At 40.5% G+C, this 19909-nt stretch carries 14 protein-coding genes; 2 read left to right on the forward strand and 12 right to left on the reverse strand.

Going from position 1 to position 19909, the window contains the following annotated elements; genetic code table 11:
• Positions 1 to 157: 157 nt before the first annotated feature.
• The 4 genes from H8S90_RS13590 to H8S90_RS13605 form a co-directional block, all read right to left on the reverse strand.
• The gene (locus H8S90_RS13590) at positions 158 to 1567 is read right to left on the reverse strand and encodes a sialate O-acetylesterase (protein ID WP_255501605.1); all 1410 of its coding nucleotides are present in this window, start codon (positions 1565 to 1567) and stop codon (positions 158 to 160) included.
• 211 nt (positions 1568 to 1778) lie between these two features.
• Positions 1779 to 3062, reverse strand: coding sequence for a pepsin/retropepsin-like aspartic protease family protein (locus H8S90_RS13595; protein WP_187338415.1), 1284 nt, complete (start codon positions 3060 to 3062; stop codon positions 1779 to 1781).
• A 118-nt stretch (positions 3063 to 3180) separates the two neighbouring features.
• Positions 3181 to 4170: an MBL fold metallo-hydrolase gene (locus H8S90_RS13600; protein WP_187338416.1), complete on the reverse strand. Its 990-nt coding sequence runs from the start codon at positions 4168 to 4170 to the stop codon at positions 3181 to 3183.
• Positions 4171 to 4375: 205 nt separating this feature from the next.
• Positions 4376 to 4603 (reverse strand): DUF899 family protein, encoded by a 228-nt coding sequence (locus H8S90_RS13605; protein WP_187338417.1) that lies wholly within the window; start codon positions 4601 to 4603, stop codon positions 4376 to 4378.
• 533 nt (positions 4604 to 5136) lie between these two features.
• On the opposite strand from H8S90_RS13605, the gene H8S90_RS13610 reads away from it, so the two are divergent.
• Positions 5137 to 6159 (forward strand): TlpA disulfide reductase family protein, encoded by a 1023-nt coding sequence (locus tag H8S90_RS13610; protein WP_187338418.1) that lies wholly within the window; start codon positions 5137 to 5139, stop codon positions 6157 to 6159.
• A gap of 154 nt (positions 6160 to 6313) precedes the next feature.
• Here the strand turns inward: H8S90_RS13610 and H8S90_RS13615 are convergent, their stop codons facing one another.
• Positions 6314 to 6820, reverse strand: a complete 507-nt coding sequence (locus H8S90_RS13615; protein WP_187338419.1) for a pyridoxamine 5'-phosphate oxidase family protein — start codon at positions 6818 to 6820, stop codon at positions 6314 to 6316.
• A gap of 445 nt (positions 6821 to 7265) precedes the next feature.
• Positions 7266 to 9728 carry an ABC transporter permease gene (locus H8S90_RS13620; RefSeq protein WP_187338420.1) on the reverse strand — a complete coding sequence of 821 codons (2463 nt, stop codon included), beginning with the start codon at positions 9726 to 9728 and terminating at the stop codon, positions 7266 to 7268.
• Positions 9729 to 10123: 395 nt separating this feature from the next.
• Here H8S90_RS13620 and H8S90_RS13625 point away from each other — a divergent pair, with 395 nt between their 5' ends.
• Positions 10124 to 11548 carry a sulfatase gene (locus H8S90_RS13625; RefSeq protein ID WP_187338421.1) on the forward strand — a complete coding sequence of 475 codons (1425 nt, stop codon included), beginning with the start codon at positions 10124 to 10126 and terminating at the stop codon, positions 11546 to 11548.
• 110 nt (positions 11549 to 11658) lie between these two features.
• On the opposite strand, the gene H8S90_RS13630 is transcribed toward H8S90_RS13625, so the two are convergent.
• The 6 genes from H8S90_RS13630 to H8S90_RS13655 all read right to left on the reverse strand — a co-directional run bounded on the left by H8S90_RS13630 (position 11659) and on the right by H8S90_RS13655 (position 19895).
• Positions 11659 to 12723 (reverse strand): NADH:flavin oxidoreductase/NADH oxidase, encoded by a 1065-nt coding sequence (locus H8S90_RS13630; RefSeq protein ID WP_187338422.1) that lies wholly within the window; start codon positions 12721 to 12723, stop codon positions 11659 to 11661.
• Positions 12724 to 12985: 262 nt separating this feature from the next.
• Positions 12986 to 13969 (reverse strand): S41 family peptidase, encoded by a 984-nt coding sequence (locus H8S90_RS13635; RefSeq protein WP_187338423.1) that lies wholly within the window; start codon positions 13967 to 13969, stop codon positions 12986 to 12988.
• 69 nt (positions 13970 to 14038) lie between these two features.
• Positions 14039 to 14827: an AraC family transcriptional regulator gene (locus H8S90_RS13640; RefSeq protein WP_187338424.1), complete on the reverse strand. Its 789-nt coding sequence runs from the start codon at positions 14825 to 14827 to the stop codon at positions 14039 to 14041.
• A gap of 350 nt (positions 14828 to 15177) precedes the next feature.
• The gene (locus H8S90_RS13645) at positions 15178 to 16629 is read right to left on the reverse strand and encodes a sulfatase (RefSeq protein WP_187338425.1); all 1452 of its coding nucleotides are present in this window, start codon (positions 16627 to 16629) and stop codon (positions 15178 to 15180) included.
• Positions 16630 to 16653: 24 nt separating this feature from the next.
• Entirely contained in the window at positions 16654 to 17760 is a 1107-nt protein-coding gene (locus tag H8S90_RS13650) for a glycoside hydrolase family 105 protein (RefSeq protein ID WP_187338426.1), read from the reverse strand.
• Between the two features lie 119 nt (positions 17761 to 17879).
• Positions 17880 to 19895, reverse strand: a complete 2016-nt coding sequence (locus H8S90_RS13655; protein ID WP_187338427.1) for a RagB/SusD family nutrient uptake outer membrane protein — start codon at positions 19893 to 19895, stop codon at positions 17880 to 17882.
• Positions 19896 to 19909 lie beyond the last annotated feature (14 nt).

Genomic DNA, 19909 nt, shown 5'->3' on the forward strand with positions numbered 1-19909 from the left:
AGACTTCATCCGTTAATCGAAGTTCCACAGTTTTTTTCTTTTTGACAATAACAGGTCAGGGAGAAGAAAGCGAGCAATATGCATAAATTGAATAGCTTCATTGTAGGATTTCGGCTTTTTCAATAGCTTAAAGAAACAGTTTTCTCAGGTATAATCTTTATTCGGAAAGCACCCATTCGTCTGTTCTGAAAGGAGATACCGGTAATCCCTTTTTATTGAATAAGTTAGGCATTGCGGTTTCGGTAAAACCAAAACGTACGGCCACCGGTTTGGATACCTTCGAAGATGAAACAACCAACGTATTCCCTTCTATCTTTCCTTCAGCTTCATGGAATACACTGTCTGCCCCCGCAATATAAAGATCCTGAATACGATTACCCTTAGTCATTAAGCCTCCAGTCAAATGGTCAAAATGAACAACAAGGGTATTGCCTTGAATAGCGTAACTTTTATATAGTGGAGATTTGTAATCCTGATCATCACCCACCTCATAGTGCTCATTGAGCGCTAGGTTTGCTAACCGTTTGGCCACTTCTCTCTTCTGTATTGGATGAATATCATCAATATTGTCTACCAGATCCGTAATGACAACCATCCCGGTATGATCAAGCGAATTAGCAGTTTTGCTCTGTTGTTCGCGTAGCAGTGCTGCCATAGGGATTTTATTATCATAAGCAAATGGAGCAATCTGAACAAAATAAAAAGGCAAATCTTCATCCCAGGCCATCCTCCAGGAGTTAATCATTGTGCGCATCAGTTTATCGTAGTCGGGCCAACTGTTCACGTTACTTTCGCCTTGATACCAATAGAATCCCGTCAATTTAAAAGGAGTTAATGGGTAGATCATGCTGTTCCAAAGTACGCCTTTCTCATGAGGTCGATAAGGTGCTTCCGTTTGAAGCTCTGCCGCCTTGCGCAAGCGCATGTCATTATCTATCAGGAATTCCGGTGTCCACACCTCTGCAGGCGTACCTCCCCAAGATGCGTTTATTATACCTATTGGCACATCAACCTCTCGTCTGAATTCTTTTCCGATAAAATAACCTATCGCTGAGAAGGGTTTCAGTGTTTCTGCATTTAATAGCTGCCAGCTGTTCGGGATATTTTCTTGCGGATATTTTGCGGCAGTTCTGCTGATCTGTAATAATCTTAAATTGCTGTCATCAACATTTGGGAGTTCATCCATTATTTCCTGCAGATTCTGACTGCCGCCCCATTCCATGTTGGACTGACCGGAAACTAACCAAACATCACCCAATAATATGTTATGTAAGGAAATTTCTTTACCCGCCGATGCGATATGCAATTCATAAGGTCCACCGGCCTGTTTCGTAGGTACCTGAGCTGTCCATTTCCCCCCGGCATCAACGGTAGTTTTTATGGTATCATCAAGCCATGATGCCTTGATAACCACTGTTGTAGCAGCGTCACCCCAGCCCCAGATGTTGGAAAGAGTATTCCTTTGTAAGACCATATTGTCAGACAAGATATTGGGAAGGCGAAGCTGGGCAAAATTTACCTTAGCACAGGCTGCTAACAGACAAATTAGTAAGGTTGTTTTTTTCATCAAATTAGATTTTTTACTGGTCGTAAAGCTATTAATTCATTGTTGAACTTGACAGCCAGATGTTTTTAAGCAATTGACTGTAGTGCAGCAGGCTAATTTAGTAGATTTTATCGGAATTTGAGATAAGTGATCTGATAATCATTAGTGATTCATTGAATATATCCATAGACTATAAGAATGTTTGCAATTTTGTTAACAATCGAATTTTAAACTATCGAAATAATATTGAAGCATATTTAAAACTGATGATCATGGTATCAAATTGTTGGATAAAATCCTGGCCTAAATTGCCATGCAGCTCATCAGTATTTCCAATTCTATGTGGATGGAGCTGTATTTCCTTTAAACCAACTTCTGAATTGCCCACAGAAAGTTTAATGTTGTCGAGTAAATATCCTTCAAAAGAAGTGTGACCACCAGCTCCTCCGGCATTGAAGTTAATTTTAGTATGGTTTGTATCAATGTCTGATTGGTATTTGTTGTAAAATCTAGAATATAAGGAAGTAGATGCAGCACCCGTATCAAAATTAAAACGCAATTCATCCCCATTATAATTGGTTTTTACGATGGGCATAAATTCGTCATATGCCAAGTTGTTAAAGCTGTATTCAATTGGACTCTGGGGAATGTACAAGCTGTCTTGAGTAAGGTGTATTTCGTTTAGGGCCTTTATTACCGGAAAACCTATAATCCCCTTAATTTCATAGTCAATTGTAGGAAACGATAAATCCTTATCGTCAAAAACCAAGAAAACTACATTGTTGAAGATGATTTCACCAAGTTTCAGCGTATCTGCAATTGCAAGATCGCTTTTCACTTTTAGCCCGGTAGCAGCATCCACATCGAACTGTGCGGGAAGCAGTTTCATTCCTAAATCCTTTGCAACAGATCGTTGGATTACCGAGAAGTTCGCTCCGGTATCAAATACAAAATCTGTTGTAGTATTCCCTGTATTTATCGCCAAGGTAGAGAGTCTTGCTTTATCTTTCGATAGGGGCAAGGCCCCGTTAGCGCTAATATTTACTTTCTGTGGTGGAACTTCCTCTAAAGCCTGCCATATTTTGTGCGTATTTTTTAAATCTCCCATTTTGTTGGAATCTAGAAGCTCAGCATATTCCAGCTGCAGAACTTCATTTATTTTCACAGCCTTTGCGTACTGAAATTGATTAATATGGTTTGTAAGTTGAGTGGCCAACATTTTTTTTGTCAGGCTATCTTTTGTGTTTTCTCGCTGTATTTTGAAAAAAGCCTCAATAGCTTCATTTGATTTTTCAGGGTCGTTGAAGGAGCTAGCGAGAATTGCCTTAAAATAAAGGGAATCACTTTTAGATAATTGGTTTTTGTAGTGCTGAAATTCTTTCTGTAACTTGAAATAATCCAGATCGCTTGCCAACGAATCCAAAAATTTAAATGAATTTGCATCACTCTTTTTTTTCAAGCCATCGTTACGGGCCACGAAAAGGAATGCGATGAATAGTAAGCATAGTTTTCTCATAAAGTAAAATTTTGAAGCGGTTTATTATTCAAGTAATTGACTTTTTAAAAATACCTCTTTTTACTAAAAACCTTATACAGTCTATACCCGATATATCATTTCGTATTAAAGTGATTTTTTATACTTCCATTCTTTTGCCAATTTCCATCCAACGGATAGTTACACGTTGGTCCGCATTCAACTCCCTTAGGATTTTTTCAGGATAATACACCGGTTCATCACTTAGGTCAAACGTACCGTAATGCATAGGCATTAACGTTTTTGCTTTTAGATCTGCAAAAGCGATCAGGGCATCTTTTGGTCCCATATGCCCCGTGTGCATAAACCATTGCGGTTCATAGGCACCTATGCCCAAAATAGCTAGATCGATATCATACAATTCTCCGATCAATTCAAAATGTACGCCATAACCACTGTCAGAGCCAAAATATACGGTCTTTTTTAATTTAGTGAACTGTATCATAAAGCTGCCCCAAAGATTGATATTAGTATCGGTCAACCATCTTCGCGACCAATGTTTGGACGGAAGATAATCGATGATCACATCCTTTGTTGTATTGTACCGCTGAAACCAGCCGGCTTCTTCTATCTCATTGCTTATATTCCAACTTCTTAACAGCTTTCCGGTTTCCAGGCCTGTTAAAATTTTACACGTAGGATTGAGCGCCGTAAGTAACTTGACTGTTTTTTTGTCAATGTGATCCCTGTGGTTATGTGAGAGCAACAGATAGTCAACACCTGTCAATTCAGAAGGACTAAAAGGCACCTGGGTAAACCTTTTCAAAAAGGTGCTGTTGTGCAATATCGGATCTATTACAATCCTTACCCCTCCCACGTCGAATACGAACCCCGCATGGCCAATAGGGATCATGCAGTCAATCGTTTTATCACCTATATTCGTTGTAGGCGTAAACGATAAAGCAGACTTTTGGTTTTTTTTCAATTTTGCCAACGGCCGTTCACCTCTAACCCACTGTAATAGTTCTCTTAGACTTCTAACGGAAGTTCCGTCTAAATTTTCATAGCTATCTTTTGTCGAAATAGGATTTCCTGTCCAGCCTTCTTTTATAAAAGCAAGATTCGGGTTATGAGAGCTTATTTTGCCCATATTTGAAAATAAAAGTTAAGATATTTATGCTAATGTACAAAAAATCAATAAAGCTATGTGGCAGTCAGGTGAAGTACGTGCGATTTGATAGCATTCCAGAAATAATGGGGTGCGCTATAAACTGGTTATCTACTCTTTCTTTCCCTCCGGTAATTGTAAAAGATACCCTCTTGCTGCAGCTCTTCGGTAAATGATACACCAATAACTATGAACGGTTCTTAAATAATTGCCGAAACGTCAATTTACCTTGATCCGTATCAAAAATATATTCTTTATTAACTGGAACACAGGGAAGCTGCAGTCTCAGCTCTGCCACCTCATCACTGTTGCGCGTCAGCTCCTTTTCGGCTTTCAGTAGTTCCCTACGCGCGTTAAGCCATTCTTCGTAAGTAGCTATTTTCCGGTTTCCGATCCCATTTTTTGCCTTTTTCATAATTAAGTTTTTTATTGATCAGTAATAACTATTCTACTTCCTAATTGTTCAAGAAAAAAAATTGAAATACTTATCTGTTAATTAATAAAATAGTCTTAGAAACAAAAGTCAAAATAAAATACGGTCATCAAGAGGTGTAAAGTGGACTTTGATAGGAGGAGATTTGGACAGCCGCATTCATGCCCCTCATCATTTAATTGATCTCTTTGATCATTGAGTCGAAAGATTCTTCAAGTTTTTAACTAAATTTAGAAACGCGTTTTTGTACACTTGTTGCATACCATGATTTGAATATCAAAGAACGGGAGAAAAGCTAACCTATGGGATAACCAAATAAAAATGTTTGTATACAGGTATTACCTACTTATAGGATGTATATTAGGTACGTCATATTAAGTATGTTGATTAATAAAAAATAATCTTGAACAATGAACGCTAAAATTATACCCATACATACCCTAATATTGCTCTTTTTAACTTTCCCTTCGAACCTAATTGTTTGTGCGCAATCAAAGCAGAATCAATTTGAAATAATGGGAAAACTAACCGGCTTTGAAGAACAAACGAAGTTTCTGTTGATAAACCTTGATGTTACAGCTGAGATTGACTCCGCTTATTTAACAAATGGTAATATATATTTCGAAGGAGATATTGAAGAACCGTGTGTATACAGGTTAGAACCTGAATCTGGAGAAGTTGAATTTAATTTTTGGGTTGAGAACAAAAGAATCAGTTTAGAGGGGTGCAAAAAAGATTTCTCCAATATAAAGGTAACTGGATCACCGTTAAATGATATATATAAATCTGTTGAAAGTCAGCATTTTATTCAGGATGTAAAACGCGACAGTCTTTTTCGACTTGCCATGAATGAAAAAAACGAAATGGTACTTAAGAAAATATGGAATACTATTTCCAAGATAGACAAAGAGGTTACAGACATAAGAATTAATACCATTGAAAATTTCGAGCCATCAATTGTAACAATAAATGAACTGTATTTTTTACGGAATGATTTAACCAAAGACAGTTTGAAATTACTTTTTAATACTTTTCCCGCAGAGCTAAGAGCAACAAAATTTGGAGAAGTAATCAAGCAGTATATTGCAAATGATGAACTAAAAGTAGGAGCAGTTGCTGTAGATATAGCAGGAAAAGATCTTGACAACAAAGAATATAAATTATCTGATTTTTATGGTAAGGTGGTCCTGCTCGATTTCTGGGCAGCTTGGTGCGGTCCCTGCAGGGCAAGTAATAAGGAGTTAGCAGACATCTATAAGAAGTTCAACAAGGAAGATTTTGAAGTTTTAAGTTTTTATGTCGACAACAATGTAGAAGATTGGAGATCTGCATCACAAAAAGACGAAATATCCTGGATCAATATCTCTGATTTAAAAGGTTTCTATAGTACTCAGATAGCGTCCTATGAAGTTCGTGCCATACCAAAGTCTTTTCTAGTGGATAAAAACGGTAGAATTGTACATATTTTTGAAGGTTTCGGAGAAGGAGGAGACGCGGCAGCAATAATTGGACGGGAAATAGAAAAAATGAAAAAGTAAATGTGCAATTTAATCCTGTAGAACCTTCAAATTTCAGGTACAATTGTTTAGAAAATTGAGTGTCATAATTTATGATGTTAAATTAGAGGTAGATTAGGCGCTTGGATAAGAGACTTCTGATTGTAACTGCCAGATTAAGTTCTTATTAATCCATTTAAAGGTTAAGATCACCTTGTCTTCCGGTATCCATCTTCTTTCCCGATACGGCACTCACAGCAATTTTTAGGAATGTTACCAGCTTATTGGTCTTGTTGTCCCAATAGTGGGCTTCTGAGGGAATGACTTTTAAAACCCTTATTCGGGGATCTTCTTTTCCCTTTTCGAACCAGGCTTCGATCATTTTGTTCCAATATTTTTCTATACGGGCTTGATCCCTGGATATTTCAGCGGTGCCATCAATACTGATAAAGTTATAGTCTTTGATGTCTGAATATAAAAGACTTAGCTTGTTGTTTTTCTGAAGGTTTTGATGCGATTCACTTTCAGCGGAAAATAGAAACCAGATATTGCCATCCTCATCCACTTCCTGTCTGCTCATAGGTACAGCATGTACGTGGTCACCGGCTGATATATTAGAACACAACATTCCAATATCTATTTTATCCACCATTTCTTTTAATTTTTGAATGGCCTCCTTATCGTGCAAGTTTTCTGTACTCATGTGATTGAATTTTACTACTAATCTATGGTATTGATGTTAAACAGCTTTTAATATCATTTACAGTATGTTTTAACAATCTTTAGCGTAATTAGCGATGTTTTTTCAAAGTAACAACTGTTCTGGTCTCAAAATGTTTTACTCCCTTCACAAAGAATTTTCAACGAATTTAACAGACGGTTTTTCATCGGGTCTTGACTGGTATTGATATCGTCATAAACCGCGTTGCGTGTTGAGCGGCTTTAGTGATGAAAATCAACTACTGTTCCATCACCAAAAAACCGGGTTTTGTCACCGAAAATGACCATTTCATCACCAGAATTTGCATTTCATGGATTTTATTGTAGTAGGTGAATAATTAAGAGAGGCATTTTGCAATTCGAGTTTGGCATATCTTTATTGAGCAAAATAGATTTTACTGCACTTGCCCTATCTAAACTAAAAACGATTATTCACTTCTCAAACTCTCTATGGGGTTTGCTGTAGCTGCTTTTATCGCCTGATAACCAACAGCAATCATTGCAATCATAAAAGCCCCTGTACTGGCCACTACAAATACCGTCCAGCTAATAGCTTCACGATAAGCAAACTCCTGCAACCATAGATTCATTATATACCAGGATATAGGCACTGCAACAATTACAGCAATCAAAACCAACTTCAGAAAATCTTTGGACAGCATCAGCACGATCGCTGATACGCCTGCGCCTAGCACTTTTCGCACACCTATCTCTTTAATTCGCTGTTCGGCACTGAAAGCGGCCAGACCTATGAGACCTAGGCAAGAAATAAAAATAGCTATAACAGTGAAATCCAATACGACATTTGAGAGGCGCTGATCGGCTTCATAATTATTCTGGAACTTATCATCAAGAAAAAAATATTCAAAGGGTTCATTGGGATTCAGCTTATTCCAGTTATTTCCTATAGCCTTCAATAAGTTTCCGTAGTTGGTCTCATTTACATTTATGATCATATAATTATAAGCATCCCAATCTGTAGGAGCCAGTTCGAAGCCATAAGGGGTCACGGCATGGCGAAAATCCTGAAAATGAAAATCCTTTACTACTCCAACAACCTCGTAGGTAGTATTACCTTGAAATTCATTCAAGTAAAGTCTTTTGCCTATAGCCTCTGACGGCGAAGCAAAACCAAGGTCTTTTACAGCCTGTTCATTTACTACCATACTATTGACAGTATCAGCAGTAAACTCGGCAGAGAAGAGGCGACCGGCCACCTTCTCAATTCCCAAGGTTTTCATGAAATCTACATCAACAACATTAGTGTTAACATTTTTACTCTCCTCTTTAGCCTGTCCTTCCCGGTATAAATTTCCGTTTGAAGGGTTAAAAATTCCGGGATAGTACCGCGAGGCGGTAACAGCATGGAGGCGACTGTCGTTTGCTAAAACCCCTTTAAGAGCAGCGAAATTTTTCTTGGCACCTTGGCTTCTCAGGGGTATGATTACCTGTTGGTCCTTCCTAAAGCCGAGATCGGTATGCTGTAAAAAATGCATCTGCCGGGCTATAACAATCGTTGCGATAATAAGCGTAATAGAAATAGTGAACTGAAAAACAACAAGTCCTTTCCTTAAAAACGTTGCCGAAAGCGAATTGCCTATTTTACCCTTTAAAACCGCAATGGGATTAAACGAAGAGAGGTAAAAAGATGGATAACTTCCCGCTACAATTGCTGTGGTGCATGCAAGGATAATACTATAGGTAATTAATTTATAGTCGACAAAAAAAGACAACGGAATATCTTTTCCGGAAACGGAATTAAATACAGGCAAAAGCACTATGGTAAATACTATTGATAGCAGGGAAGCGCCCGAAACGAGGATAAACGATTCGCTTAAAAACTGAAAAATCAAACTCTTCCTTTCCGCGCCCAAAACTTTCCGTACACCCACTTCGGCAGAGCGTTTTGCAGATCGGGCCGTAGCTAGATTCATAAAGTTTATGCAAGCGATTAATAGGGTAAAAACCGCGATAGATCCTAATATGAATAAATAGGTACTGCTAACGGGTGGGCTCAATTGAAGCGTTATATTATTGAACAAATGAATGTCAGCAACAGGGATTAAAAATTGTTCTTTATTAAAGCCAGAAGTCTTGAGGTCTTTTCTGGCATATTTTTCCAGGAAAGACGGAAACTTTGCTTCCAGCTGTTTGTAATCCGCATTTTGTGCAAGCTTTATATAGGTATAAAACATATTGTTGGTAACAAAATCCTGTAAGTGATTTTGGAGATAACTTTCCATATCACCACCCTTGAGGGAAACAATAAAGTTTATGTCTAAATGTGTTGCTTGGTTAAAGGGTTTATAAACCCCCGTAATGCGGAAATCCTGTTCACCGTTGAAATTACTGTTAACTCTTATCTCCTGGTTCAGGGCGGGAGCAGACCCGAATAACTTTTCTGCTATTACCGAGGAGATAACTACTGTATTAGGGCCGTTAAGGGCGCTTTCTGCCGAGCCCTCTGTAAACTCGTAATTAAAAATATCAAAAAACTCAGGATCAGCCATCATTCCCCGTTCCTCATAGAGCGCTTTTGGCTGACCACTTTCCGGGAAATGCTGAATTAGAAGCTTATCGTCACCCAACAGGTTGAGCAGACGAGCACTTTGAACTACCTGTGGATATTCCTGTTTTAAAGCAGCGGCCATTGGAGTAGGTGTAGTTGCCCAGTTTTCTTTTTCCCCACCATTCATTTGCAAAGTTGTTGCCACTTGAAAGATCCGATCCCCGTCGGGATGAAAATTATCATAGCTGGTTTCATATTTTAGGTATACACCGATCAACATGCAGCAGGTAAGGCCTACAGATAACCCTAAAACATTAATAACCGTTGAAAATTTATTTTTGCTCAGGTTCCGCCAAGCTATTTTAATGTAATTTCTGATCATCTCAGTAAGTTTGTTATTCCGCCAAATGCGGCAAAGCATCTGCCATTTAATATAAAATGCTTATAACCAATATTTTAATTCAACACCAACAGTCTTTTGTGTTCGAAATCGAACATTGATCGCGCGTTTTCGAACAGATCGGTCTCAAAACCTTGCTTTTTACTCATTGCCGGTTTTGATTCAGTTGCTTTACAGAGATGAGGTGAACTATTGCGGAAACCCGGCATCTCCACTTATGTGGTTAGCAAATATCCATTCATAAGTTGTGGAGCCCATAACGATGCAGCCAAATTTTACTCTTTCAACTGTAAAGATGTCTCTAAGAGGAATTCCATAAAGTTTATTATTTTAGTGCACATACAATGCATTCTTGCAAATATATTCGGAAATAGACGATGCAGAACAAACAGTGGCTTTTACTCTTTTTTATTGGCATTCTCTGTTGGCCTTGTAAAGCGCAAGACAATCGGCCGAATGTGCTTTTTATCGTGGTTGATGATCTTCGTCCTACCTTGGGCTGTTACGGTGATTCCATCGTCCACACACCAAACATAGATGCTTTAGCAAGAAGGGGAGTGCTGTTTGAAAAGGCCTACTGCCAAGAAGCGGTTTGTTCCCCTTCAAGAACGTCATTTCTTACCGGCCTTAGGCCTGATAGCACTCACATATGGGATTTAAAAGAAACCTTTAGAAACACACAGCCCGCAATTGTTACGCTGCCCCAATATTTTAAGAATAACGGATATGTAACAGCCTCGGCAGGCAAAATTTATCACGATCCGGCCACACATCAGGATTCTTTGTCCTGGTCAGGTCCTGTTCGCTATAATGTTACCCAGAATGCTAAGGGGCATAAATATATCAATGATAAAAATCTTACCGGAGTAAAAGGCGCCGCAACGGAACGAGAGAATGTACAAGATACAGCATATATAGACGGCAAGGTAGCGGAGGCTTCTATTGAAATACTCAGTCAGTTACGATCGCAAAGTTTCTTTCTAGCTGTTGGATTCAGAAGACCCCACCTTCCTTTTTCTGTTCCTGATCAGTACTGGAGAATCTATGATCAAGTTCGTTTTCCTTTACCGCTTAACCAGCAACCCGTAGAAGCGCCGTGGTTGGCATTTCACGATTCGCAGGAGTTACGCGGATACATGGGAATTGCAAAAACTGGAAATATTTCTTCTCAAACAAAACAAGCGTTATGGCAAGGGTATTACGCCTCTGTTAGTTATATAGATGCCCAAATAGGAAAATTACTGAAAGCGCTTGATCGCTTTAAGTTGACCGAAAACACGATCGTTGTATTATTATCTGACCATGGATATCATTTGGGCGAACAAAACCTCTGGGGAAAATCGACCAATTTCGAAAATGCGGTGCGTGTGCCGCTGATTGTTTCTGCTCCGAACATGAAAGGGCAGGGGGTGAAAAGCGAATCGCTCGTTGAATTATTAGACATTTATCCAACGCTAGTGGATTATTGCAGACTACCAGCTAAAGAGGATTTACAGGGGATAACATTTAAGCCATCATTTGATCATCCCCATCATCCGGGAAAAGGCTTTGCAATGAGTCAATTTATTCGTCCATACTCGGCCCTCATGGGAGAAGATACGATTGAATATATGGGGTATTCGTTAAGAACAGAAAGATATCGCTACACCGAATGGTATCCATTTAATTCTGATTCTATTGTGGCGAGGGAAATTTATGATCATGTGGTCGATCCGCAGGAAATGGTAAATAAAATTAGCACAGCAGATGAGGGATTACTTAATACCTTACATCATCAATTAAGAGATCTCATAAAAGATTAAAGTTTGTTTACCTAATACCTTCCTTCTTGTGGAAATTAATGTTCATTGATTTTTGGGCCACCTGGTGTGTGCCTTGTTTTGAAGATTTCGAGAAGGGCAAGTTTAGTGAACTACCACTTCGCTCTTTCATACTGCAAGGGCCAGTCCGTATTTTCTTTCAGCTCGTATGCGGCCCTTAACGGGAAATGCGGGTCTCTTAAAAATTCCCTGGCGAGCATTACCAAATCAGCTTCTTCATTTACTAAAATAGATTCAGCCTGTGTGGCATTGGTAATTAAACCGACAGTCGAAGTAACTGCACCGGTTTCTCTTTTTACTTTTGCTGCAAAAGGTGTTTGATAAGCCGGACCGATAGCAATTTTCTGGTGATGCACCAAACCGCCGCTGGTTACGTCTAATACGTCCACGCCATTGTCTTTTAAAACTTTTCCAAGTGCCGAAGCATCCTGGGGTGTCCAACCGCTTTCTGCCCAGTCCGTTCCCGGAATACGAATGAATAATGGATTTTCCTTTGGTAAAACCGATTGAACACTTTCTACCACTTCTAGCAACAAGCGGATCCGGTTTTCAAAATTACCTCCGTATTCATCGGTACGCTGATTGGCTAAAGGTGATAAAAACTGATGCAGCAAATAGCCATGAGAAGCATGAATTTCTATCACTTCAAAACCTGCTTTCAAAGCTCTTTCAGTTGCCGATTTGAAATCGGAGATTACCTTTTGAATGCCGTTCTGGTCTAATGCAACAGGTTTTGGGTAACTATCACTATAAGGAATTGCCGAAGGAGCAACCGTTTGCCAGCCGCCGTCTTCTATTTTTACTTCATCGCGTCCTTCCCAGGGAACCATTGTACTTGCTTTTCTTCCTGCATGTGCTAACTGGATTCCCGGAATACTTCCTTGTTGTTTCAGAAAGGTATTGATTTGATTGAGTTTTTCTATATGTTCGTCTTTCCACAATCCTAAATCAGCAGCGGAAATTCTTCCTTCAGGTGATACACCGGTAGCTTCTACAAAAATCAATGCCGCTCCACCGATTGCGAAACTTCCCAAATGCACCAGATGCCAGTCGTTGGCAAAACCGTCGACCGCTGAATATTGGCACATGGGCGAAACAATGATCCTGTTCTTTAACGTAATTCCTTTTATCGTGAATGGGCTAAATAACGTTGACATGATACTATTTTAAACAAATGAATTTTCTAGTGTACAATATTCCAAACTTAGCTAAATTTTTCCTGCTGGGCGATATAAGTGCGCTGCATAAAAAAAGGATCAAACATCCCATCAATATCTTGCAGAACGTGCATCCCTTTAATCTCATAAAGGCACTTTAACAAACGAAACCTCATTATATGGGTTTCCCCTTACTTTTGATACAATCTTTATATTTACCTCTCAAAATGCGAAGGTGTTTAGCGACATCTATTAAAAACCCTTATCTCAACAACTTTTGTATAAACTCAATCTCCTTACCATTTTCCACAGGGTAATTAGGTTGTACTCCTTTTTGTTCCCATGATTCTTCTGTCCCGGGTATTGTGGGGGATGCTGTTGATACTGATAAATAGATGTGGTCATTTACAGTGTACCATGAATTCATATTGGCAGCTCCTGCGGACGCTTGTCCGATAATTATAGCTCGTTTATTACTTTGCAATGAAAATGCAAATGCCTCTGCGGCAGAAGCTGTGCCCTTGTTAATAATAACTAACAATGGATTATCATACTTCTTTTCGGTTAGCCATGATACTGTATTACTTACTTGACTCTGACCATTTCTTGTTTTGAATTCTAATAACGGAATATCTTTAGGAAGAAAAAAGCTTTCAAAGACTGAACCTACATCACTGCCTCCACCGCCGTTGTCTCTCAAATCAACTATCAACGCTTTTGTATTTGCAATGAACTGCATAGCAGCATAGAGAACTGGTAAGCTTTTTTCCGATATATTAATTTCAGAAAGTTTGATGTAACCAATATTTTCGTCCAAAATTTTGATTTCACGAAATCCAAAATTCTTTTCAGGAGCCTCAATTCCGTAATAAAATGGGTCGGAACTGATTGTTTTTGAAGAATCTGTTTTTATTTCCTGATTTTTGGCGTCCAAAAGCTCTTTTACTCTTTTTGGATCGTTCCTGACATACAAATGTCCATCATTGCTGAAATGCTGAAGGCATGTTGTAAGTTCACTCCCAAACATTTCCCAATTTTTTATTTGATCGAATTTTCCTTTCTCGTATTCTTGCAATAAATGCGCTGAAATTGCTTTTCCTTTAGCTGCAAATACATAGTTTTCATCAATAAGACTTGCAATATTCGTTAAAGCGGAAGTTATTTCCTTTTTTGACAGGTTTTGTGATAGCGCATCAATTGGATTGAGTAAGCAAGCTCCAAAAATTAGTGATATAATGAGTTTCATCCGAATTTTTATTTTTTTTTAGCAAATTTAGAAGGTCACTTCATTATTAAATTGTATAAAATTAGCCCGCTATAGTTTTCTGTACTCTTTTGGAAGAAACCCGGTTATTTGCTTGAACACCCGAATGAAATGGCTTTGATCAAAAAAGCCACATTGATACGCAATCTCTGTAAGTGACAATTGCGAATTTGCTAATAGCGTAGTTGCTTTATCAATTCTTAGCTTTCTGATATATTGGCCAAGGGTACAATGAAAATATTTTGGAAAAAACTTGGAAACCGTTACGGGATGTACCTGAACTAAAGTAGCAATTTCTCTTAATGGTATTTGTTCATTCCACTGGTCATTCAATATTTCTCTAACTAACTTTACCCATCGCAAATCTACTTTTTCAATTTGATCAGGGGATGTCATCAGGCTAAGCAATAAAGCATGTATTGCCGTCTGTGAGTCTTCGTCCATTGTAAGGCACTCATGATATGTTTTCAGTAAAGCAAATTTTGCGTTTGTATAATTTAATGTGGTAGCGGCAAAGGAAGTGGTATCCAAATCATAACTGGAAAAGAAAGGAGGTGCAATTTCGATGTTAATATTTTTGGAAGGATGCTTTGTCCCAAAATTTCGATGTAGTTCTCCACTTTCATAAAACACAATGTCGCCAGGTGAGGTTTCCAGTTCTTTATTTTTTCTTTGTTCTCGATTGCCACCTCGCAATATAAAAGTAAGATGCTGATTCTCATGATAATGCCAGCCTTCAAAAACCTTCTTATGGTATTCTATTTCACTGACCAGTATCCCATCTGCATCCCAGTTTCTTTTATTGGATCCTAAATATTTTCCATTTCTCAATTGAAGCATTTTTCAAAAATTATTGCACTATCAGTATGGTCTCTAAAGAGTTTCTCGATTTCTTTTCCACTGCCATTGTGCATAAGTATGCAGGTAGAGTAGTGATAACAAAAAGGTAATGATACTGTATGGTATTTGCATTTTTTTATTGTTATTTAATAGATGCTCATTTAATCTGTTTTTCACAAATCAATTATATGATTTTTTCGCTTTTCGATTCGTTGGGATGTTGCATTTGAATTAGCGATATTTTGCATTTGCAAATTGCAAAATGTCCAAGTTATTCGGCCTCTCCATGGTCTTACATAGGGCGCCGCCTTTGCATTAAACCCCAGCACGATTTTCTGAAAAGTTTCTTCTTACAATCTATTAGGTATCTCTCCATAGAAAGGATAGTTGTCAAAAGGTTCCGAGGTTTCTGTTACAGTATCTTTTGTACTCTTTCTCCACTCCATCAGACGCTCTGCCAATTCACGCCGAATCTTATCGTAGCTTGGGTCTTTCGCCAAATTTTTTAACTGATCGGGATCCTTTTCCAAATCATATAGTTCTTCAGCAGGCCGTTTATCCAAACTCCATAACCGGAACTTTTCATAGGTTGGATCGTTTTCATTTTTCAGCAAAAGTTGTTTGGTCGGGCCATCGTCAATATCCCCAAAGAATCTATTCGACTCCGTGTTCTCCGGATCACCTGCCGGCCAACGATCCGGGCGTAGGTTATTGATATACAGGAAGCGATCTGTCCTGATTGCCCGCATCGGATAGCCCAGATTTCCCGCTCGAACATAAGCATGCCTTTCCCGTTCGCTAAAAACCGCCGCACGTTGTTGCGTACTTTCACCCGTTTTCAGCAAATCCAATAGCGACTGTCCGACCATAGATTTGGGCACTTCCAACCCTGCGGCCGAGAGAAAAGTTGGGGCAAGATCCACTAGGCTTACCAGTTCTTCGAGCCGATTTCCCTTCATAAAATTTCCACCCCAACCTATTATAAGCGGAATATTGGTGCTCATGTCATAGGCATTCGCTTTAACCCTTGGAAAAGGCATGCCATTATCACTTGTGATCACAATCAATGTTTGCTCATAAATTCCTTTTTCCTTGAGCAGAGCAATCGCCTTTTCTACCGTTTGGTCAAAACGTTTCGATTCCGCGTAATAGTCAAGGAAATCGCTATGCACCAAACGATCGTCTGGTAACCAGGCCGGTACCTTTACTTTCAGCGAATTAATACCTAGACGCTCCCGAAGTTCCGGGCTGTAGGGCCTATGCGGATCGTGGCTGCCTATCCAGAAACAGAAAGGGACATCTGCAGGCTGATCTTCCATGAAAGTTTCGAAGTTCTGATACGATTTGCCAGCTGGATTGTCCGTGTAGCCTCCTGCCGAATAATTTCCCGGCCCCCAACCTTTCCCCTGCAAGCCCACCCGATACCCGTTCTCGGCCAGTATCCGGGTGTAGTTTTCGTGCTCTGGAGGCAAGAATCCATGCAAGTTGCCGCCCTCGGCCAGTTGGTGGGGATACTTTCCGGTCAGGATGCTTGCCCTTGAGGGGGTACAGGAAGATGCCGTACAGTATGCGCGTTCAAATACTACGCCGTCTTTGGCCACAGCATCCATACCGGGAGTAGTGATCGTGCTGTCACCATAAAGGGGTAATGTCTTGGAAAGATCGTCCGCAATGATCAGTAAGATGTTTGGCTTTCTGTTATTGTTGGCGGCCTGCCCGAAAGCGTATGAGGCGGTGCATAATTGGAGCGCGACCAAAAGTATGATAAATGGATGCATGGTGGTGTTTTTTTTATTGTTCATATCAACTCCGTGTTCATATAGCCATTATTCTGCCAAAAGTGCTGCCGCACACCAAAGATATGGCGCCTGTGCGTGAAGGTCTCCCGGATTGCGCGGGCGATCATAATAATACTGTTTGTCGTTCTTTTTGCCGGTGCCGATACAAACCTCAGTTACGTTGTTACGTTGATCAATATACGGGATCATCGCCAGCCAAGCCTTGCGTGCGGGCTCAGCATATTCCGCGGCGTCCAACCATCCTTCCTGTAGGCCAACAACAAAAGCATAGGCAAACATGGCCGTTCCGGATGTTTCCGCCCAAAAGGTCGGTTCATCAATTAATTGATTCCACATCCCACTTGGTTGCTGATGGTTTTTGAGGCTTTCCATCATCTTCAGATAACCTTCCATAATGCGCGGGCGATCTTCGTGGTCTTCAGGCATCATCCGCAACAGGTCGGGCATGCCTACAGCCATCCAGCCGTCGCCACGTGCCCAATAGTATGGTACGTCAGGTGCGTGATAAAACAGTCCGTTGGGGCGTTGTAGCTCATCCAGGTACATAACCATTTCCTTGGCTGCACGATCAAGGTATTTTTTGTCGCCGGTCACTTTATAGGCTTCGCCCTGGACCACAGTAATCATATACATGTCATCAATCCATAACCGTGTCTGCCAGGAAAATCCCTTTTCTGCCCAAGCTTTTTCTTCCGCTTTCGCGTCAGCGGGCACTTCCCATTGTGTGTCAGCGTAAGCTAAACCCAGTTCCCGATAGCGTTCGTCTTTTGTTATCTGGTAGAGTTTCAGTGCTAGGCTTCCGAACATGTTGTAGTCTACATGGTTCATGGGTGGCAACAGCGATTTTTCATAGGTGAAAAAAGGCTCAAATTTGTCCTGTAGCAGCTTAATGAGCTCCTTGTCATTCGTTTTTAGTGCGTAGTCGAGGGCGCCGTTCCAAGCACATACGCTTGCATAGTGCATCCATTTCCCGGCGTAAAGTTCATGCCTGCTGCCTATAAAATGATAGGCTAGTTTTTTGCCGATCTCTTTAGGGGTTGATCCTTTGGGAAAACTTTTTAGGGAATTTTGCTGCGCAAACGAAAATTGCAAAGCGCAGGCTGTTAATAGCGATAGGAATAATTTTTTAGACATATTGGTTTGTTTTTTGTTTATAAATTTAAAATACTTTATTCATATTTAATCAATAATCACCTTGTTTTCTTATCCAAGCTTGGTATAATCCAATGCACCGTTTCAGAGCTTAACATTCACTATTCCGCGCTGTCCTCGTCGGCTACCGCATCTTCCCAGTTGTCCCATTTCGGTGTTGTGGGATTGTACCCGTCGTAACCGTAATTTTGGCTCAGCTGTCCATTTATGTTGGCCGTGATCGCTGAATTAGGAATGGGCCAGTACATGTTTTTTTTATCTATGGTATAATTTGGGTTGCTATTCCCGGGTGCATTCACCTGGATCGGACCTTTATTATACATGCTGTAATGTACGATACGCTGGTACCAGTAGCTACCGCCCTGCGGATCCGTACCGCTCTGCTTATCGAAGGTTTCCAGGCTGTAGGTATTCCCCCACTCATCGGGCATACCACTACGGGCCAAGCAAAGTGATACACGTTTTAATTCCACGTTGCGCCATTCTTCCCAGTACAGCTCGCGGGCACGCTCATTCATGATGTCTCCTATCGTAACCGCGCCTGTATATAATTGTGTGCATTGTGCCCGCTGCCGCACGGCATTCAGATCATCGGTGATGGTGCCATCGCCAGGGTTCAGGTAGAATTTAGCTTCAGCCCGCAGGAGATAGGCTTCAGCCAACCGATAGAGGTACCAATCGGCATTTCCACCGTTCGTAGCACCTCGATAGCCATCCGAACCCACAATATTCCTCTCAGCTACAGGGTCATCCAGGTAAAGTTTGTAATGTGGCACATCAAACCAACGGCGAATGGTATCGCTACACAATAGCGCACCGTTGTCGGGATTAAAAAGTGTGAGTGGCTCGCCGAATGCAGTCGAAGCCTCATTATTTACGCGGTAGTCCTCCATACGCACCCAATTACCTGTTTCTGAGCTATGGCGTAGATCTGTATCATCCATGACACCATTTACCTGCCAAAGACCGGTCATATGGAAGCGTGTTGGACGAAAATTTGCGATGCCACGTCCCATTGCCCGCATGTAATCGTATTGTGGATCATATTCGGCGGTATTACGTCGAATGTTAAGCAAAGCTTGCCGTCCATCCCGGGCTTGAACCCTATTGTCAAACACAAAGGGATACAAAACACGCATAGTCAGCATTTGTATAAACGATTCGGCATCCGAACCCCTATTGGGCATACCCATAATGAGTTCTCGGTTTGCCGGAATGAGTTTGTTTTCGGCGCGGTGTAAATCCCAGATTACGTTTCTTGTAATGGGCCAGGTCTGTGGCTCACCACCACCATTAAATGTGCCGAATGGACTTTCCATAAGCGCGTATCCTGATTGGTCGATCAGGATATCGGTTTGCTCCTTGGCTTTGGCATACTCTCCAATCGCCAAATAACATTTCGCCAGCAACATTCGGCAAGCGCCTTTATTAACCATACCTATGAGACCGAATTCACGTTGATCCGGCACCCATTCAACGGCAAGTTCCATATCGCGCGTTATCATCTGTAAAATGGCATCACGCTCGGTAGTGCGGTAATTTTGCTTAGGTACTTCCAATAATTTGGTCACAAGAGGAACATCACCGTACTGAAATACCAAGGCCAAGTAGCGGAAAGCACGATGAAAATAAGCTCTACCTTTAAACATATTTTTCGTGGCTTCGTCCAACTCCTGTACATTATCTACATAATGGATAATGGTATTTGCATTTCTAATTCCTTTATAGGTTTCGTCCCAAAAAAACCATAGACTATTCGTTCTTTGCACATCATGATGTGTCGGCCCATCGTCACTTGTGGGTGTAAGCAAATTGGCTATGTCGGCAAACATATTTCGCTTGTCAGTACCGGCTGATACCATCAGTTCGGAAAACATATACTCTGTACCAAGCGCCAGCATGGCATCGTGATCCGTCATCCAGTACAATTTAAGGTGGCGGTCACAAATGGCGAGTGCAGCCTCAAGGCCAGATCTGGTGTTAAATGTTGTATTGGGTTCGTAGAACGATAAGGGATCCGGATTCAAAAAATCCCGCGAACAACTGCTACCCGCTAAAACACTACCTAGAAGTAGAGCCATTAGTATACGATGTAATTGTTTTGTTATCTTCTTCATTTCTATCGTTTCTT

The sequence above is a fragment of the Olivibacter sp. SDN3 genome, from assembly GCF_014334135.1.
In the GTDB taxonomy this organism is placed as follows: Bacteria; Bacteroidota; Bacteroidia; order Sphingobacteriales; family Sphingobacteriaceae; genus Olivibacter.

Coding starts and splice junctions, on each gene's coding strand:
- H8S90_RS13610 (WP_187338418.1), top strand. CDS start 5,137: ATGGGAAAACTAACCGGCTTTGAAGAACAAACGAAGTTTCTGTTGATA.
- H8S90_RS13600 (WP_187338416.1), bottom strand. CDS start 4,170: ATGGGCAAAATAAGCTCTCATAACCCGAATCTTGCTTTTATAAAAGAA.
- H8S90_RS13625 (WP_187338421.1), top strand. CDS start 10,124: ATGCAGAACAAACAGTGGCTTTTACTCTTTTTTATTGGCATTCTCTGT.
- H8S90_RS13615 (WP_187338419.1), bottom strand. CDS start 6,820: ATGAGTACAGAAAACTTGCACGATAAGGAGGCCATTCAAAAATTAAAA.
- H8S90_RS13630 (WP_187338422.1), bottom strand. CDS start 12,723: ATGTCAACGTTATTTAGCCCATTCACGATAAAAGGAATTACGTTAAAG.
- H8S90_RS13650 (WP_187338426.1), bottom strand. CDS start 17,760: ATGTCTAAAAAATTATTCCTATCGCTATTAACAGCCTGCGCTTTGCAA.
- H8S90_RS13655 (WP_187338427.1), bottom strand. CDS start 19,895: ATGAAGAAGATAACAAAACAATTACATCGTATACTAATGGCTCTACTT.
- H8S90_RS13645 (WP_187338425.1), bottom strand. CDS start 16,629: ATGAACAATAAAAAAAACACCACCATGCATCCATTTATCATACTTTTG.
- H8S90_RS13595 (WP_187338415.1), bottom strand. CDS start 3,062: ATGAGAAAACTATGCTTACTATTCATCGCATTCCTTTTCGTGGCCCGT.
- H8S90_RS13605 (WP_187338417.1), bottom strand. CDS start 4,603: ATGAAAAAGGCAAAAAATGGGATCGGAAACCGGAAAATAGCTACTTAC.
- H8S90_RS13590 (WP_255501605.1), bottom strand. CDS start 1,567: ATGAAAAAAACAACCTTACTAATTTGTCTGTTAGCAGCCTGTGCTAAG.
- H8S90_RS13635 (WP_187338423.1), bottom strand. CDS start 13,969: ATGAAACTCATTATATCACTAATTTTTGGAGCTTGCTTACTCAATCCA.
- H8S90_RS13620 (WP_187338420.1), bottom strand. CDS start 9,728: ATGATCAGAAATTACATTAAAATAGCTTGGCGGAACCTGAGCAAAAAT.
- H8S90_RS13640 (WP_187338424.1), bottom strand. CDS start 14,827: ATGCTTCAATTGAGAAATGGAAAATATTTAGGATCCAATAAAAGAAAC.